This is a genomic window from Actinomadura madurae, from assembly GCF_047130825.1.
Taxonomy (GTDB): domain Bacteria; phylum Actinomycetota; class Actinomycetes; order Streptosporangiales; family Streptosporangiaceae; genus Spirillospora; species Spirillospora madurae.
In genome coordinates, this window is sequence record NZ_CP083237.1 from 5,379,052 (window position 1) to 5,396,164 (window position 17,113).

Below are 17,113 nucleotides of genomic sequence, written 5' to 3' on the forward strand. Positions count from 1 at the left end.
ATGAGCGCCACTGCGGGTTTGTATGACTTCCCATAAACTCAACACATGCTTGATACGTGGACCTTGCGGGTGTTGGTGGAAGTGGCCGACCGCGGCTCGTTCTCCGCGACCGCCGAGGCGCTGACCATGACGCAGCCGGCGGTCTCACGCCAGATCGCCGGGCTGGAAAAGCGGCTCGGCATCCACCTCTTCCAGCGGTTGCCCCGCGGAGTGCGCCCCACCCCCGCCGGAGAGGTCGCGATCGAACTCGCCCGCGACATCCTTGCCCGCCTGCGGGCGATGGAAGACCACCTGGCCGCCTTCGCCACCCTGGACGCCGGCCAGCTGCGGCTGTCCGCCTTCCCGAGTGCGAACACGTTCCTCGTGCCGGAGGCCATCCGCCGCTTCAGTGACGCCCATCCCGGCGTGACACTCAGCCTCAACCAGACCGACCAGGGTGATCCGCTGATGCCGGTCCGGGACGGCCGCGTCGATCTGGCCCTGGTCACCTCCTGGCAACCAGTGAACGACCAGGCCGCCGTGGAACTGATCCCGCTGCTCGACGAGGAACTCCTCCTCGCCCTGCCCTCGCACCACCCACTGGCCCGGCACACCTCGGTTCGCCTCCGTGACCTGCGGAACGAAACGTGGATAGAAGGCGCCCACCCCGACTGCCTAGGCCCCATCCCGCGCCTCGCCGACGTGCTGGGCAACCCACCCCGCATCGGGTTCACCTGCGACGACTGGAACGGCAAGCAAGCTCTTGTCGCCGCCGGCGCCGGCGTGACCCTCGTGCCCACCTTGGCGCGGGCCACGATCCGCGCGGACGTTGCGTTGCGCACCACCAGCCCGCCGCTGCCGGCGCGCCGGCTGTTCGCCGCCGTGACCGCATCTCCATACCGGCCGCCGGCGGTGTCGGCGATGCTCACCCTGCTCACCGCCATCGCCGCACAGCATCGAACCGACCGGGGTGAGAAGGAGCTGTGAGAGATGCCGCCCGGTTCGGTGGAGCATCGTGGATCGGCCGATGCTCTCCAGCGCGGCGGTGGCCACGGGGCGGCCGTGCCGCCCGATGGCCGTCCCGGCGTCGGCTCGCAGGTCCGCGTTTCGTGTGCGTCGTCGACGACTAACTCCACCAACCGACCAGGTCGCTGTGCATGTCCCTGATGCTTTGGGGGGCCTTGCGGGGAGAGCCGGTGTCGTAGGGCGGCTGCGGGTCGTACTCAAGGAGGAGCTGGGCGGACTGGGCGGTCTCGGCTCCGCTCAGCCGGGCGATGACCTCCAGGGCCAGGTCGATTCCGGCGGACACTCCGGCACCGGTGACGATCTTTCCTTGGAACACCACCCGCTGCTCGGTGGGCTCGGCGCCGTACTTGCGCAGTTCGTCGTAGGCCAACCAGTGCGTGGTCGCCTTCTTTCCTTGCAGGAGGCCGGCCGCCCCGAGCAGCAGGGATCCCGTGCAGACGGACGTGGTGTACGTGGTGTGCTCGTGCGTTGAGCGGATCCAGTCGATGACGGGGTCGCCCTGACGGGCCATCTCCCGGGTGATGTTTCCGCCGGGCACCAGCAGGACGTCGGGATTCGGAACATCCTCGAAGACGTGGTCGACGTCGATGTGCAGCCGTCCTTTGGCGTCGGCGAGCCGGCCCCTTTGCGCGGCGCAAACGACGACCTCGGCATCTGGGACGGCCGAGAAGAATTGGTAGGGGCCCAGAGCGTCCAGGATGGTCACCTTGGGGAACAGGGCGATGGCGATCTGCATTGCTTCCTCCTCTTGGCAGGGCCGTCCGGGTTCACGGCCATCAGTGATGGCCGTAGACGTGGCGCGGCCTCCCGGATCCGGTTGGGAACACTGGGGTGTTCCGGCGGTGCCGGCCGATCGGATGAGCGGATCGGCGTGAGTCCAGACGGCGATGGTCCACCCGGCAGAGCCGACGCACGCCGGCCGCTGGCCGATCGGTGTGATGGTGAGCCGGGGGTCATAGAAGCAGCATCAACCGACCTCGCTATGAGCACCACTTCAGATTTGTATTAGTTGCCATGAACTCAGCGCATATGTCGCGTAGGGCACGTGGCCGAACTGCACCAAGATGGATCAAGCGCCGACAGGACCGTGATCAGACCTGGACGCACAGGCGACCCTGGCCCGCCATCGCCCCTGTCGGCGCGCCCGCGAGGCGAGCTGGTGCACCGCAGCGGGTGAGCGGCCGACGACCTCGACGATCTCAGGCACGGGGACGCTGGCGGAAGAACATCGCTCAGGACGACGAGCAACGCCATTCGTCCAGCGTGACCGGGTCGGCCGGGTCGTGGAAGCGGGCCTGACCAGCGGTGCGGGCAGCCAGGTGCCAACGTACCGCTCCCGGGCGCGCACGCTCGCCGCCCAGGGCGTCGAGCGCAGTCCTGATGACGGTGGCCGTGACCACGCTCAGCCAGGCGGCAGCCCGGCGTCGGGGCGCCCGCCCGGCTTGAACGGCGCGTCCGGATCCGCCCGGCCCGCGGCAAAGGCACGGTCTGACCTGGTCCTATGTCAGGTCGGTGTTGGTACCGTGATGTCGTGGAATTTGGCATATATGACCTAATTCCGAGACAACCGGCCGGGGTGTGATGCCATGCCCCGTCACCGCACCGCGCCTTCCAATGGCTCCGGAGAGCTGCTGCAGACGCTCGAGGACCTCACCGGCCGGATCCTGGAGGGGATCGAACTCCAGCAGGCCCGTGTCGAACTCGCCGCCGCGTTGCAGCGCCAGGTCCTCTCCGCCCGACTACCGGTCCTGGCCGGCCTGCAGGTGGCGGGACGGTACGCACCCGCGCGGGCCGGGCTGGACATCGGGGGCGACTGGTACGACGGCTTCCTCATGCCGGACGGATCCGTGGGGTTCGCGATCGGAGACGTCCAGGGGCACGACGTCGAGGCCGCGGCCCTCATGGGGCAGGTGCGCACCTGTCTGCGCGCCGTCGCGGTCGCCACCACGGACCCGGCGGAGGTGCTCCAGCGCACCAACGATCTGCTCGTCGCCATGGACTCCGAGCTGTTCGTGACCTGCACGTTCCTGCGCTTCGACCCCGTCACGAACGAGCTCGCCGACGCCCGCGCCGGGCACGTACCCGCCGTCTGGGTCACGGCCGACGGCCGCTGCGACATCGTCCTGACCGACGGCGGTCTGCCGCTGGGCATCTACGCCGGCGAGAGCTACCCGTCGACCCGCCGGGTGCTGACCGACGTGGGGGCGTTCGTCCTGCTCACCGACGGCGTGGTGGAAGGCCCCGGCTACCCCATCGAGGAAGGGCTCGCACAGGTGGCGAACCTGGCCGTCGACGCCTGCCGGACCGACCCGGGCGAGCTGGCCGCTCGGGTGATCAAGGTGGCGGAGCTCACCGGCCACACCGACGACGCCGCGGCTCTCGTCATCCGTTACGGAGGGCTCCAGCAGCGGCAGGACGAAGGGTGAGCGGCGGTGTCGTGTGCGGCTGAGCGACGTCGGCTGTACGCCGCCGACGGCCTGCGGCTGGCTGCCGTCGTGGTCACCTACTACGTCGCCGCCAAGATCGGACTGGAGCAGCAACTGGTGCGAGGGCAGGTCACGCCTTTCTGGCCGCCCACCGGAATCGCTCTCGTCGCCCTGATGTTCTGGGGACCGCGCATGTGGCCGGGCATCGCTCTCGGGGCATTCCTGGTGAACGTGATGCTCGGGCCGGGGATCGTCCCCGTGCTCGCCATCACGGTCGGCAACACGCTCGCTCCCGTCTGCGCCTACCTCCTCCTGCGGCGGGCAGGATTCCGTCTCACTCTCGACCGGCTGCAGGACGCCCTGGCGCTGGTCTTCCTCGGCGCGCTGGGCGGCATGCTGATCAGCGCGACGATCGGCGCCGGCGTCCTACTGGCCTCTGACGCGGTGTCGACCCGTGACTTCTGGCCGACCTGGTCGGTGTGGTGGACGGGCGACGCGATGGGTGTCTTGATCATCGCGCCGCTCCTGCTGGCCGCGCGCACCGTCCGATGGCCGCGCGGCGTCCCCGTCCTGCGCTGGGCCGAGGCGGTGGCCCTGCTGGGCGGCACGGCGGCGGTCACCGCGCTGGCCACCGACACCTCGCTCCAACTTCTCTTCCTCGTCGTCCCGTTCCTGATCTGGGCGGCGTTCCGCTTCCAGCTGGTCGGCGCAGCGCCCTGCGCGCTGATCGCCTCCGTGATCGCCGTCTACGCGGGGGCCGTCGAGTCGGGCCCGTTCTCGGGCCGGGATCTGCTCGCCATGATGATCATCCTGCAGGCCTTCAACGGCACTGTGGCCCTGACGGCCCTGCTGCTCTCGGCGGTCGTCACCGAACGGAACCACACCCTCGAGGAGATCGAGAAGGTCTGCGGCCACCTGAAAGGGGCGCTGTCCCGGCTCGCGCTGGAAGAGAAGCGCGACGGGACGCCTGGCGCATGGGCGCCCTCCCGTCCGAAGGAACCCGATCACCGAGGGCGGCGCCGCGCTTGATGCCGGGTGACCTTTGTGCACCCAGCGCCCCTCGGGCCGGCGCCAGGTACCCGGGCCCGGGGACGACGCCGCCATGGGTGGTGGACGAGCACGGCATCGTCGTGTCCCGGAACGGGCCGCACAGCGGCGGCTGGGGCACGCCGCCGAGGAGGTCACGCGACGGCCGGCCGCGAATCTGGCGGCGACGGCTCCCCTACGCCGACTCGTGGTCGCTCTCACCGCCGCATTCGAGACTCCCCGGCGGGGAAAACTTGGGCCAAGACCAGGCGGGTTCGTCGTCACTCCGGCTGCGTCCCTGTGCCTTCTCTCCGCACGGGTGCGCGCCGACAGCGGTTGCGCTCAGGCGGGCCGGCGACGTACGGGGTGCCGGGTGGCGGCGGCCTGGCTTGTCACGGGAGGGCGGCGGACAGGCGGGAGTGGAGGGCGGGCATCCGGTCGGGGGTGGTGGCGAAGGTCGCGGGGAGGTTCTGCTCGGAGAGGATCTCAAGGAGGATCGCGAGCTGGTGCGGGCTCTCGTCCGCCAGGAGTTCGTCGGCGTGCGACACGGTGAGGGTGGGGCGGTCGAGATCGCGCAGGCAGTCCAGGAAGGCGTCCCAGTTGTGCCCGAAGTAGGCCGCGAATCCCAGGGCCCGCGCCGCCTCGCGGAAGAAGGCGGCGCGGGTTCGGCAGGCGTGCCCGTCGACGACTGCCGGCACCGGGTCGCTGGTCACCGTCAACCAGGGCGGCAGCGAGGTCATCGGGCGGGCCTGTCCTAGGAGATCCGGTAGAAGTTCGAGTAGTGGTCCGGGGTGAAGTAGACCGTGCCGGTGCTGCTGTGGACGATCCGGTACGCGTCCCTTGAGGAGCCCTCCGTCCGCGAGTAGACGTCGTACTCGTGGTAGGTGGCGCCGGCGGGCAGCTGGCCGTCGTAGTTGTGGTAGACGCCGCCAGTGTAGTTGGACAGGCCGTCCGGCCAGGAGTACCAGCCCGCGCTGGACGGCCATCCCTTTCCGCCCCACACCGAGGCCGCGTAGCGGCCGTCGGAGCAGCGGGAGATCGTGCAGGAGTCGTAGACCGTAGCGCTTGCCGGGACGTCGACCGCGACGCCCGTCGCGCACGTCGCGGCGACCAGGGTGACGGCGGCCCGTGTTGGCCAGGACGGTCGGGAGCGCTTTCCGAGCACAGGTGCCTCCTACGACGAGTACCTCCCGGAGAAGTTCCCCCTCATCGGGCCGGCCACGTCGGGATCGGGAGCGAACAGCCGTCATGATGACCACGCAGATCGGCATGATCCAGCACAAAAGCCCACAAAAATGCGTCACCGATCCGCGAAAGGTGACGGCCCCGGGTGGTCGCGCGCCTGGGGCAGTCCTGCCGGGTCGCCGACGATGCACTGCTCGACCGGCTGAGGACTTCGGACAGCCGCGACGCACCGTCGAACGCACGGCGACCGGGTGCTCGTCGCCGCCGCTGTCAGAGATCACCGGCGCTGTCAGAGATCACCGGCGGATCGGTGATCGTGCACGATCCGGCCGGTCGACCAAGGCGTCATCGCCTCGGTCAAATCTGGCGCCGATCGGCACGGCGATGCGATGGCCACGTCCCCTGAATACAAGGTTCAAGACTGTTGCATCACCGCCCCGCCCGACGCCGGTGACCAGGCCGAAAATGCCAGTTTTGAATCAGTCGGCTGAACGAGCACCGCTCTGTGTCATAAGCGATGGCCTGTCCGACCGAGGAAAGCGCGGATACTGCCGTTCCCTTAACACACAGGTGTCAGACAAACCCGGACTTCGCCAAACTGGTCAGCGCTTTCATAACTTTTCTGCTAGGGCGACACCCGCCTTCGGTCGGCCGGCGCTGTCGGCGCGCTCCCGACACCGGAGTTCGTCCGGGACCGGTCGCGGGCGGCGCGGTCGGGGGCGATGGTCGCCTTCCTCCCGCGCCGACCGGCGGGGCCCGGGCTCAGGGGCCGACGTGGTTCCGCGGACGGGACGCGAGGTGCTCCCCGACCCGTCCGACCAGAAGGGTCATCTCGTAGCTGATCTGGGCCGGGTCGGCGCTGGCGTCGGAGAGCACGGTCAGCGAGGCGCCCTTGCCCGCCGCGGTGACGAACAGGAACGCGTTGAGCATCTCGATGATCGTCTGATGGACCTCGCCCGCGCCGAACTGGGCCCGCGCGCCCTGCGCGAGGCTCTGCACGCCGGCGGCCAGGGCGGACAGGTGCTCGGCGTCCTCCTGGCTCAGGCCGGCGGACGCCCCCATGAGGATCCCGTCCGCGGACTGCACCACCGCCTTGTTCACCTGGGGCACGCGTTCGACGAGCCCGTCGATCAGCCAATCCAGCCGGTTGGTCGAATCGCCTCGCAGCTGCGTCACGTGGCTTCTCCTCTTCCGAAAAATTAGGCGGGTTCGGGGACGGCCGAATGTTGCCACATGTTGCCATCGGCGGACCATCAAGGTGACCGGAATTCCAGACGCATGATCAAACTTGCGGCCCGGTGAAGCCGAGTTCGGCCATCCGGTGCCCACCGAGCCTGAGAGAGACACCATGAACGACCACGTCAATCATGACCGCGTTGACCTCGGCCGTTTCGCCCGGTGAGGAGCCCACGCCGCCGGCGTTCGATCCGGTTCTCCCTTGTCGGCCTGATCATCGTTCCGATGGTCTCCCTGATCACGCTGTGGGGCTTCGCGGCGCAGAGCACCGCGTCCAAGGCCATCAACCAGCGCAACCTCGACACCACCAACGAGATCTACGGCGGCGCCGCGCAGCCGACGCTGGTCGCCCTGGCCCAGGAGCGGCAGGAGTCGGTGATCTGGCTGAGCCGTAACAACCGGCTGCCGCGCACGTCAATGGACACCGTCCGCAGGAAGATGGACGGCACGATCGTCCAAATGAACAAAGCTGTTAACTCTGACAAATTCCAGGCCACGCTGACCCGCGCGATGAAGCAGCGGCTGTCGGTGCTGCTGGAGAGGCTCAATGGCATCGGCGAACTGCGAAGCCAGGTCGACTCCCGCACCCTGACGAGGCTGGAGGCGTTCGACGCGTACAACGAAGTCCTCGAAGCCCACTTCCAATACGTCAACGTGCTGGTGGCCGGTGACGGGCTCCAGCAGTCCGCCCACACCGCCGCCATGTCGCGCGGCATCGAGTTGCGCGGACGGGAGATCGCGCTGGTGGGCGGTGTGCTCTCCGACGGGGGCCGGATGTCCTTCGGCGAGTACACGGCGATCAGCAGGCTGGTGTACGAGCGGCGATTCCTGGAGGGTTCGAACCTCGCCGAGCTCCACCCGGCCATCGCCGCTCCCTTCAAGCAGGCGCTGGCGTCCCCCGCCGAGAGGAACTTCACCACGACCGAGGACAAGATCCTCGCGACCCGTCCCGGCGCAAGGCTGCGGATCACTCCGACCGAGTGGAAGGCCGTCGCGGGCGCCTCGATCGTGGAGATCGACGGCGCGCTCGGCAAGTCCCGGGCGGTGAACGCCGCCCAGGCGAAGGAGGACTCCGACGAGACCCTGCTGCGCCTCGCCCTCATCGGCGCCCTCGGCCTCGTCGCGATCACCCTGACGGCGCTCCTCATGTTCCGCTTCAGCCGCCGCATCAGCCGCGACCTGCTCGGTCTCCAGGGCGCCGCGCGCACCATGGCCGAGGAGCGGCTGCCCGACGTGGTGCGCCGCCTGAGCCGCGGGTACGAGGTCGACGTGGCGACGGAGGCCGCGCCGCTGGAGGTCGGCCGGACGGCCGAGGTCTACAACGTGTCGGCCGCGTTCTCGTCCGTGCAGCGCACCGCCGTCGAGGCCGCGGTCCGCCAGGCCGAGCTGCGCGCGGCGGTCAACCAGGTTTTCCAGAACCTCGCCCGGCGCAACCAGTCGCTGCTGCACCGGCAGCTGGCCATGCTGGACACGCTGGAGCGCAAGGCGTCCGACCCGGACGCCCTCGCCGACCTGTTCGCCATCGACCACCTCACCACCCGCATGCGGCGGCACGCCGAGGGCCTGATCATCCTGTCCGGCGCCGCGCCCGGCCGCGGCTGGCGGCACCCGGTCGGCGTCCTGGACGTGCTGCGCGGCGCCATCGGCGAGATCGAGGAGTACGCCCGCGTCGAGGTGGTCAGCACGGCGGAGGAGGGCATCGTCGGCTCGGCCGTCGCCGACCTGATCCACCTGCTGGCCGAGCTGATCGAGAACGCGACCGTCATGTCGCCGCCGAACACGCCGGTCGAGGTCGACGCCGGGCTGGTGGGCCAGGGCTTCGTGGTCGAGATCCAGGACCGCGGCCTCGGGATGAACCCGGACAAGCTGGCGGCCATCAACGAGCAGCTCCGCCGCGAGCCGGAGTTCGACCTGACCCATGGCGACCAGCTCGGGCTGTTCGTCGTCGGGACGCTCGCGCACCGGCACGGGATCAAGGTGGCGCTGGAGCCGAACTCCTACGGCGGCATCAAGACCGTCGTGCTGCTGCCGCACTCGCTGGTCGTCCCGGCGGACCAGGTCGGCCGCGCGAGCAGCAGGAGCACCGGCACCGAACGGGCGGACGCCCCGGACCTGCCCGCTGCGGACGGGGCCTTCGACCCGGCGTACACCGGGCCTCTGGACATCATCGGCCACGAGACGCAGGAGAACGCGATGGACCCCGTCGGACGGCACCGCGCCGCCGGCACCGAGCCGGAAGGCGGGCACGACCCGCTGAACATGCCGCCGCCGGCCCCGGCCGAGCCGAGCACTCCGTTCGAGCCGCAGCCGACCCAGCCGCCCCAGCCGGCGCCCCCGGCCGCGGGCACCCACGCGGGGATGCCGCGCCGCGTGCGCCGCGCGAACCTGGCGCCGCAGCTGCGCGACGCCGCACCGCCCGCCCGGGAGGAGAAGCGGCCGTCCGGACGGGGCGCCCGCTCGCCGGAGCGCGCCAGTTCGGTCATGGCCTCGATGCAGAGCGGGTGGCGGCGCGGGCGCAGCGAACCGCCGCCGGCCCGGCCCACCGGACGCGACGAGGAGGGCGAACGTTGACGGAACCATCGATCTCGACCGCTGAGGTGCGCCGGCGCCTGGACGGCCTCGGCGGCCGGGCGGAGCTGGTGGTCGGCGCGGTCCTGCTGTCCAGGGACGGGCTGGTCGCGGCCTGCTCCTCCGGTTTCGCCCGGGAGGACTCCGAGCATCTGGCCGCGCTGGTGTCGGGCGTGCAGGGGCTCGCCCGCGGCGCGTGCCGGCGGTTCGACGGCGGCGAGCTGCTGCAGAGCGTCATCGAGATGGACACGATGCTGGTGTTCATGGTGCCGGCGGGCGAGCACGCGTGCCTCGCCCTGCTGGCGGACGCCAACGCGGACGCGGGCGCGGTCGTGCTGCGGATGGTCGAGCTGGCCGAGGAGCTGGCCGAGCGGCCGCCGTTCATTCCTCGGCTGGCGGGATCGGGCACCAGGTGAGACCGGGGTGACCGATGAGCGATGACCGATGGCTCGACGGCGAAGCGGGTCCCGTCGTCCGTCCCTACACCGTCACGCGGGGCCGGACCCGGCTCCGCGACGACGGCCTCGACCTGATCTCCGTGCTGGAGGCGACCGGTGTGCCGATCCCCCGGCGGGTGCGGCTCGATCCCGAGCACCGCAGGCTGCTGACGATCTGCCGGCGGCCGATCACCTTCGCCGACCTGGCGTCCGAGATCGACCTGCCCGTCGGCGTCGTGCGGGTGCTGGTCGACGACCTACGGGACGAGAACGCGCTCAGGGTGCTGAAACCGACTCCCACCGGCGACGTCCCGGACGAGCTCGTACTAAGGAAACTGCTGAATGGACTACGCGCACTCTGACACCGCCGTCCACCATCCGGGCGCCGGCGGGGGCGGCGGTCAGCTGACCGCCGCCAAGATCCTCATCGCGGGCGGATTCGGGGTCGGCAAGACGACCATGGTGGGCTCGATCAGCGAGATCCGCCCGCTGCGCACCGAGGAGCTCCTCACCGACCGGAGCGTCGGCGTCGACGACACCACGGGCGTGGACGGCAAGGTCAGCACCACCGTGGCCATGGACTTCGGCCGGATCACGTTCCCGGACGACCTGGTGCTGTACCTGTTCGGGACGCCGGGCCAGGAGCGGTTCTGGTTCATGTGGGACGAGCTGGCGCTCGGCGCCGTCGGCGCGGTGGTGCTCGCCGACGTGCGCCGCCTCGCCGACTGCTTCGGGACCGTCGACTACTTCGAGGACCGCCGCACCCCGTTCATGGTCGCGGTGAACTGCTTCGACGGCGCCGAGCGCAAGCGTCCCGAGGACGTGCGGATCGCCTTGGACCTGGACGATGACGTCCCGCTGGTGATGTGCGACGTGCGCAGCAGGAATTCGGCCAAGCAAGTGCTGATAACCATGGTCGAGTACGTTCTCGCCAAGACCACGTCCGGGCGCTGAATTTCTCGGCCTTTTGAAATAACTCGGTCCCTGGATGATCAAGAGGGCCATTACAATGGCTTTCGCATGCCCCCATTCCCCGCACCCAAAAGGGACCACATGTCGAAGACTCTGCCTTCTTTTCCCGCCGCGGACGAAAAGGTGCTCGACACCTGCATCCGGCTGCGCGAGATCGCCCCCGTGGTCGAAGTGGAGTTTCCCGGAGGCGTCGCCGGCTACCTGGCGCTGACCCACGACGCCGTGCAGGAGATCCTCGCCGGAGACAACCGGACCTTCCTGCGGGAGCCCGCGAACTGGCCCGCCCTCCACGACGGGACGATCCCCGAGGACTGGCCGCTGCGCGCCGTCGTCCAGGGAGGCCATCTGTCCACCAAGGACGGCGACGACCACAGGCGGCTGCGCGGCCTGATCGGGAAGGCTTTCACACCCGCGCGGATCAAGACGATGGAGCCGCGCGTCCAGCAGATCGTGGACGACCTGGTCGACAACGTGATCGCCGTCGGCGACGGCGTCGACCTGGTCCCCGCCTTCACCGAGGCATTGCCGATGTGGGTGATCTGCGAGCTGTTCGGCGTGCCCGTCCAGGACCGGCCGCAGATGCGCCGGTGGACCGCCGCTCTGCTCGCGCACACGACATCGCCGGAGGAGGCCTTCGCGACGCAGAACGCTCTCCAGACGTACCTGCATCAATTGGTGGAGCGCAAACGGGAGACCCCGGGCGACGACCTCACGTCCGGCCTGGTGCAGGCGCACGACGAAGGGGACCGGCTCACCACCGACGAACTCGTCGGCGTGCTGTGGCTGATGCTCGTCGCCGGCCACGAGACGACCGTCCACCTGCTCGGCCACGCCATTCTGGCGCTGGCCCAGCACCCCGACCAGCTGGCGCTGGCCAAGGCCGAGGACCGGTGGGGCGACGTGGTCGAGGAGACCCTGCGCTACCGCCACTCGGTGATGATGACCAGCTGGCGCTTCACCGCGGAGGACGTGACCATCGCCGGCGTCGACATCCCCAAGGGCCAGGCGGTCGGCGTCGTCTACCAGGCGAGCGGCCTCGACCCGGCCGAGCACGGCGAGACCGCGGACCGGTTCGACATCACCCGGGAACAGAACACGCGCCTCAGCTTCGGCCACGGCCCCCGCTACTGCATCGGCGCGTCACTGGCCCGCCTGGAGGGACGGCTGGCGCTCTCCACGCTGTACCGGCGGGTGCCCGGCCTCGCCCTCGCCGTCGACCCGGACGACATCCCCTACTCCCCGTCCTTCTTCACCATCGGCCCGCTCTCCATCCCGGCCACCCTCGGCCTCTGACGCACCGCCCCCGGCCCGGCGGCCCACCGCCGGGCCGGCCCACACCGAGCCGCCCCGCCGCAGCGTGCCGCGTCCGGCACGCGTCGGCAGCCTTTCGGCGCGGCGGAACAATGCCCCGCTCACTCCAGCCGCCCAGAAGGGTCGCAGCGGCGCGTGCTCTTGCGACGCCGGGGTCCTGTGCCCAGGTGTTCCGCGTCACCGCGAGGCCTGCGCACAGTGCGGGATCAAGTTGGCCGGTGGGGCAGCCGGATCGATCCACAGTGGAGCAAGGTCGGGTACCTGGTGCGCGCCCGTCGAGAAGGACAGCACACACGGAAATCACACGTCGGGGCGTTCGTTCAACTCGGCGATCTGGTGCTCGGGTGGCGTTGCTTCTGCGTTCGAGGTGTTGGCGATCCTGTCCAGGAGGCGACGCCAGATGCCGAACGCGATCTCCTCCTTGTCGCGGAGCAGGCCCATCCGGTTGCAGTGGAGGTGCAGCAAGCTCCCGGCGAGGGCCACGCGGTCCGTTCCGAGTTCGGCCGTGCGGTGCGTGATCCCGGCCGCGGCGGGCCGCCAGATCTCCACGGCTTCGCCGAGCACGGGGCTGCCGGGACCACCGCCGGTGAGGTCCGCCCAGAGCGCGCGTCCCGCCGCACGGTATTCCGCGCCACCGATGCGGCCGGGGGCGGCCGACCGGGCGAGGCGGCGGCGGTCTTCGAGCGAGGGGAGCAGCAGCCGGCCCATGTGCTCCAGGCTGAGCGCGGTCATCGCCACACGATCTTCGGGCGGCGCCTGGCGCAGGTGCCCGAGCAGCAGCGTGGCGGCGGTGCTGTCCCGCTGAAACCAGCGTTCGGCGTGTCCGATCAGCTCGGTGCCGCCGTAGCGCTCGATCTCGCGGTTGTATGCGGCGAACGTGAACTCGATGATGCGGCCGCTGGTGGTGAGTATGCGCGCCCATCGCGCGGTCTCGCCGAGGATCTTCTCGCGGAGCGCTTCGTCCGGAACGTGGAACCGGACGCGGAGGTGGGGCGCGGGGTCGCGATAGCGGATGAAGAACGGTTCCGCGACGCCGTACCGGGCGGTCAGCCGCTCGGCGAACGCGGCCAGGTCGCCTGTCACCAGGGCGTCGTGCGCGTCCGGTTCGGTGTAGAGCTTGATGTACAGCCAGTCGCTCCCGACCGGCTTGACGCGCTCGGTGAACGGCGCACGCCGCGTCCCGGATCTCCGCGGCGCGGTCCGCCCGGCGGAAGCGGGATCGACACGCACGAGCGGGACCACGACCTCCGAGACGTACCGCTCCCCGGAGGCACCGGCGAGGAAGCCCTCGTCCGGTTCGGGCAGCGCCTCCTCCAGCAGCACGTCACCGCCCTGGGCCCGTGCTTGCGCCATCGCGGCGCGCAGTTCGGCCAGGGACGGCGCGCTCGTGAGGTCGAGCAGGATGGAGTTGTCGGACTGGATCAGGTGGACGCGGCGCGGCACCATCCACGTCTCCCTCCAGGTCCGCACGGCGTCGGCGAAGGGGCCCAGCGGATCCGTGTGCCGCCACCCCGCGTCCCGGGCGATGGAGTCCTCCCGCAGCCTCCAGCGTGCTCGCCGCAGGACGAGGCCGGCCCGTTCGATCCGCGGCAGGAACGGGGTGGCTTCGGCGAGGCGCTCCCACTCGAACGGCGAGACCCGCCGCGCCTGGGCGGTGGAGACCTCGACGAGGAAACGGCAGACGTTCGGTGCCTTTCCCAGGTTCAGCATCGAGCGCTGGGTCACGTGCAGGCGCCGGCCCAGCCGCGGGCTGAAGAGGTAGAGCCGTCCGCCGTCCACGCCGGCGACGACGTCCGCGAGCTCGACCCGCCGGTCGGCGGGCCGGTCGGTCGCCACGTTGACCGGTAGTTCCCACGCGTGCAGCAGCGGCCGTATCGACACGTTCGCGGCGCGGGCGTCCGAGGGAAGGTAGGTCAGCTCGACGGTCAGCGCGTCACCGATGAGCTCCTCCTCGGCGGCGGCCAGGTCCCGCAGCGCGGACCGGACGTCCGGCGCGAGCAGGTCGTGGAACCGTCCGAAGGTCCGGCCGCCGAGGGTGACGCCGATCCCGGTGACGGCGCCGCGCCACCCTTCGCCACCGGTGCCGGGGGGCGTGAGCTGCAGGTGGACGTCGATCGAGGGCCACCGGGGCCGGTCGTCGCCGGTCGTGTGCGCGGCCTCGGCGAACTCGGCGAGGAGGTGGTCGTCGAGGGAGACCTCGATGCTGCGCCGGGCCAGTGCGGTGGACACCAGCCGCACGAGCAGCGCCTCGCGTTCGGTCCAGGCCGGCGGATCGGCCTCCTCGCCCGGCAGCGGGTACGACCGCTTCGGGCACAGGTAGCCCGCCGGGGGCCCGAGACCGGACTCCTCGGAAAGAAGCTCCAGGACGGGTACCTCGGCGCCGAGCCCGTAACGCTCGACGAAGGCGCCGGCGTACTCCCGCAGTGCCGGCGGATACTGATCGGATCCCACGACGGACAGCACCCGCGCCGCGTCCTCCGCCAGGCGCGCCACCTCCGCGGGAAGGACGGGGGGCGCCGCGAAGGCCAGCGCGGAGTCGATCTGCAGTACCTGACCCTGGTAGTCCCCTGCGGCGGCCCTGGCCCGTGACTCGATGCGGGCGCGCAGGCCGCCGTGCACGTCGCGGTTCCGGTTGAACACCCGGATCGCGGTGTCGACGTCGTCGAGGGCCTGCGCCGTCACCGGGTCCACGACGGCCGGCAGCAGGGAGCGGAGCGGGGCGCCCGCGCCACCGGCCAGCATCCCGGGGCGTTCGGCGGTGACGAGGAAGTCGAGTTCGAGAAGCTCCCGGAGAAGGCCGTCGATCTTCTCCGCCGCGACACCGGGGTAGGCGGCGACCAGGTGAGCGCGTATGTCGCCGAGGGTCTTCGGTGACGTCGTGTGTTCGAGGACGGCGAGGACGGGTCCGTTCAAGCGGACACTGACCGCGCGGTTCTCTTTCGCCCCGTAGCCGTCGGCGGACTGAAGCCACACCCTGCCGCGTCCCGTGCAGAGCAGATCGTTGTGGCGTACCAGCAGCTCAGGGGCGAAGCCCGCATCCTTGGCGAGGCGTTTCGCCAGGTGCATCACCCAGCCCATGTCGGCTCTGGCCCGCGCCTGGCCGATCGCGGTGTCACCGAGCCGCGCCTGTGCTCCGGCGTCGAGCCGCGGGTGTGCTCGGCCGCCGGGACGGCCGAAGAAGCCGCCGGCGACCCCTGCGACGAGCCCGAACGGGGTGGCGCGAAAGCTCATCCTGTTGAGGTAGCGGCCGAGGCTCAGGACGGCCCGGCGCCGGTCCCTGGGGGAAAGGTCATCGAGGCGGTCGACGGCGTCGGCGAGGTCGGAGGTCGCGGACCGGATCGCGGACGACACGCCGCGCACGCTCCACAGCTTCAGGAGGGCCTGGGCATGGCCGTCCCGCCAGGCGTCCCCGGCGTCGCCCGCCCCGGCCGGGAACGATTCCAGGATGTCCAGCATCGGGCGGACAGGCAGCGCGGGTGCCCTGAGCAGGAAGAACCCGCTCGCCTTGTAGGGGCCGGTGTGCTTCATGCCGCGCTCGTGGCCGTCGGTGTCAGGAACAGCACCTCGTCCCATCGGGAGGCTCCGGGTGAGACCGTGCCGAGCAGGGCGAGCAGCACCCCTGCCGCGCCTTCGAGCAGCCCGGTGGTGTGCGACGGCCTGTCCGGCTCGGGCATGTCGGCGAACACGAAGGGATGCTCGTCCGACGCCATGGCGCACAACCGCGAGCGGGTGTCGTCCCGCATCTCTTTGAGGACGGGGTCGCCGGTCTGCGCGTAGGCCCGCGTGTAGACGGCGAGCAGCCCTGCCACACCGTGGCAGAGGGTGGGGGCGAACGTCCGGCGCTCCGATTCCGGGGCGTCCCGCACACGGGTGAGCGCCGCGACCGCGAGCGATGTGTCTCCGCTGATCGTGGCGGCCGACAGCAGCGCGGCCGCCACGCCGGGGGCGCCATAGCACCACGCCGTACGTGCCGGGGCGTCGTCCCCGGTACGGACGGGCAGCCGGGATTCGGGGGCGGCCCGCAGGGCGCCGGGCCATGTCGGGCCGGCGCCGTCGTCCCACCGCCATTCCGCCAGCAGGTCCACGAGTTCGGCGACCCGTTCCTCCGCCTGCCGCCGCCTGATGCCCGCGCGGGCCGCCAGCGTCAGTGCGGCCAGCATTCCCGGCAGGCCATGGGAGAAGCCCAGGTTGTACATCCCGTGGGGAAACTGGTCATGGAACCAGGGCGCCGCCTTGGGGTACAGCCGGGGCGGGCAGAACCACTTCGGCGCACCGTCCGCGTCGACGGCCGTGACCTCAAGGAGGTAGGCGGCGAGGCCGTCGGCGGCTTCTCGCAGCCCGCCGCCGGAGGCCACCCCCACGGTCTCCGCGGCCTTCAGCACGGCGGCGAGCCGCCCTGCCGCACCATTGATCACGTCGTACTCGCCCAGGGCGACACCGCCGCGCTCCGGCGGACCCGGTATCCGCTCGACCAGCCGGCCGGTCACCGATCGGAGCGACCTTCCATAGCGCGGATCGCGGCGCGCGAACTCGGCCAGCACCCAGACGAAGCCCGCCGTGCCGGTGAACAGGCCCGCCGAGACCAGGGGGTCCCGCGCGGTGGCCTCGACGGCGCGGCGGAGAACGGCTTGACCGGCTCTGAGATATCGCTCGTCATCCAGGACCTCGCTCGCGTGGAGAAGGGCGAGCGCAATTCCGAGATCTCCGCTTCCCAGATTCTCCCACCCATCGGCCGCGGGGGCGGCGGTCAATCGGTCGGCCACGTGGCGAGCGACCTCGGTGACCTCTTGACCGGTCAATTGCCTGCCCTGCACACCCACGATCGACCTGCCGTTTCTCGGTGCCCGTCCGGCGGAGCTCCGGGCCCTTGCCGGGCGAACCATTCTCGTACTGCGCCCGAGTCGGGCGGCCGGCTGAAATCGGTCCGGTGCTCCGACCGGACGGCCA

14 protein-coding genes are annotated in these 17,113 nt (G+C 70.7%); 8 read left to right on the plus strand and 6 right to left on the minus strand.

The features are described from left to right. Positions 1–45 precede the first annotated feature (45 nt). Positions 46–966 (plus strand): LysR family transcriptional regulator, encoded by a 921-nt coding sequence (locus K8Z49_RS24325; protein WP_033330490.1) that lies wholly within the window; start codon positions 46–48, stop codon positions 964–966. A gap of 139 nt (positions 967–1,105) precedes the next feature. On the opposite strand, the gene K8Z49_RS24330 is transcribed toward K8Z49_RS24325, so the two are convergent. Then, positions 1,106–1,741: a DJ-1/PfpI family protein gene (locus tag K8Z49_RS24330; RefSeq protein WP_021591442.1), complete on the minus strand. Its 636-nt coding sequence runs from the start codon at positions 1,739–1,741 to the stop codon at positions 1,106–1,108. A gap of 850 nt (positions 1,742–2,591) precedes the next feature. Between K8Z49_RS24330 and K8Z49_RS24335 the strand changes: the two genes are divergently transcribed. Both K8Z49_RS24335 and K8Z49_RS24340 read left to right on the plus strand, forming a co-directional pair. After that, positions 2,592–3,431, plus strand: a complete 840-nt coding sequence (locus K8Z49_RS24335; RefSeq protein ID WP_021591443.1) for a PP2C family protein-serine/threonine phosphatase — start codon at positions 2,592–2,594, stop codon at positions 3,429–3,431. A gap of 6 nt (positions 3,432–3,437) precedes the next feature. After that, the gene (locus tag K8Z49_RS24340; RefSeq protein ID WP_021591444.1) at positions 3,438–4,460 is read left to right on the plus strand and encodes an MASE1 domain-containing protein; all 1,023 of its coding nucleotides are present in this window, start codon (positions 3,438–3,440) and stop codon (positions 4,458–4,460) included. A 389-nt stretch (positions 4,461–4,849) separates the two neighbouring features. On the opposite strand, the gene K8Z49_RS24345 is transcribed toward K8Z49_RS24340, so the two are convergent. The 3 genes from K8Z49_RS24345 to K8Z49_RS24355 form a co-directional block, all read right to left on the minus strand. After that, positions 4,850–5,197, minus strand: coding sequence for a barstar family protein (locus K8Z49_RS24345; protein ID WP_111830544.1), 348 nt, complete (start codon positions 5,195–5,197; stop codon positions 4,850–4,852). 14 nt (positions 5,198–5,211) lie between these two features. Next, positions 5,212–5,622: a ribonuclease domain-containing protein gene (locus K8Z49_RS24350; protein ID WP_075021568.1), complete on the minus strand. Its 411-nt coding sequence runs from the start codon at positions 5,620–5,622 to the stop codon at positions 5,212–5,214. 782 nt (positions 5,623–6,404) lie between these two features. Further along, positions 6,405–6,818 carry a roadblock/LC7 domain-containing protein gene (locus K8Z49_RS24355; protein ID WP_338071941.1) on the minus strand — a complete coding sequence of 138 codons (414 nt, stop codon included), beginning with the start codon at positions 6,816–6,818 and terminating at the stop codon, positions 6,405–6,407. A gap of 285 nt (positions 6,819–7,103) precedes the next feature. Here K8Z49_RS24355 and K8Z49_RS24360 point away from each other — a divergent pair, with 285 nt between their 5' ends. The 5 genes from K8Z49_RS24360 to K8Z49_RS24380 all read left to right on the plus strand — a co-directional run bounded on the left by K8Z49_RS24360 (position 7,104) and on the right by K8Z49_RS24380 (position 12,148). Next, positions 7,104–9,449 (plus strand): nitrate- and nitrite sensing domain-containing protein, encoded by a 2,346-nt coding sequence (locus tag K8Z49_RS24360; RefSeq protein ID WP_412515300.1) that lies wholly within the window; start codon positions 7,104–7,106, stop codon positions 9,447–9,449. Beyond that, positions 9,446–9,862 carry a roadblock/LC7 domain-containing protein gene (locus tag K8Z49_RS24365; RefSeq protein WP_024934533.1) on the plus strand — a complete coding sequence of 139 codons (417 nt, stop codon included), beginning with the start codon at positions 9,446–9,448 and terminating at the stop codon, positions 9,860–9,862. The genes K8Z49_RS24360 and K8Z49_RS24365 overlap by 4 nt, the downstream gene beginning before the upstream one ends. Positions 9,863–9,876: 14 nt before the next feature. Then, positions 9,877–10,245, plus strand: coding sequence for a DUF742 domain-containing protein (locus K8Z49_RS24370; protein ID WP_021592828.1), 369 nt, complete (start codon positions 9,877–9,879; stop codon positions 10,243–10,245). After that, the gene (locus tag K8Z49_RS24375; RefSeq protein WP_083597708.1) at positions 10,226–10,837 is read left to right on the plus strand and encodes a GTP-binding protein; all 612 of its coding nucleotides are present in this window, start codon (positions 10,226–10,228) and stop codon (positions 10,835–10,837) included. Before K8Z49_RS24370 ends, K8Z49_RS24375 begins: the two co-directional genes overlap by 20 nt. Before the next feature lie 99 nt (positions 10,838–10,936). Beyond that, a complete protein-coding gene (locus K8Z49_RS24380; protein ID WP_083597709.1) occupies positions 10,937–12,148 on the plus strand; it encodes a cytochrome P450 family protein in 1,212 nt (403 codons plus the stop codon). A 318-nt stretch (positions 12,149–12,466) separates the two neighbouring features. On the opposite strand, the gene K8Z49_RS24385 is transcribed toward K8Z49_RS24380, so the two are convergent. Together K8Z49_RS24385 and K8Z49_RS24390 are read right to left on the minus strand one after the other, a co-directional pair. Then, a complete protein-coding gene (locus K8Z49_RS24385) occupies positions 12,467–15,739 on the minus strand; it encodes a lantibiotic dehydratase (protein ID WP_412515301.1) in 3,273 nt (1,090 codons plus the stop codon). Continuing rightward, on the minus strand, positions 15,691–16,929 hold the full coding sequence (locus K8Z49_RS24390) for a lanthionine synthetase C family protein (protein ID WP_412515302.1): 1,239 nt from the start codon (positions 16,927–16,929) through the stop codon (positions 15,691–15,693). Before K8Z49_RS24390 ends, K8Z49_RS24385 begins: the two co-directional genes overlap by 49 nt. Positions 16,930–17,113: the final 184 nt, after the last annotated feature.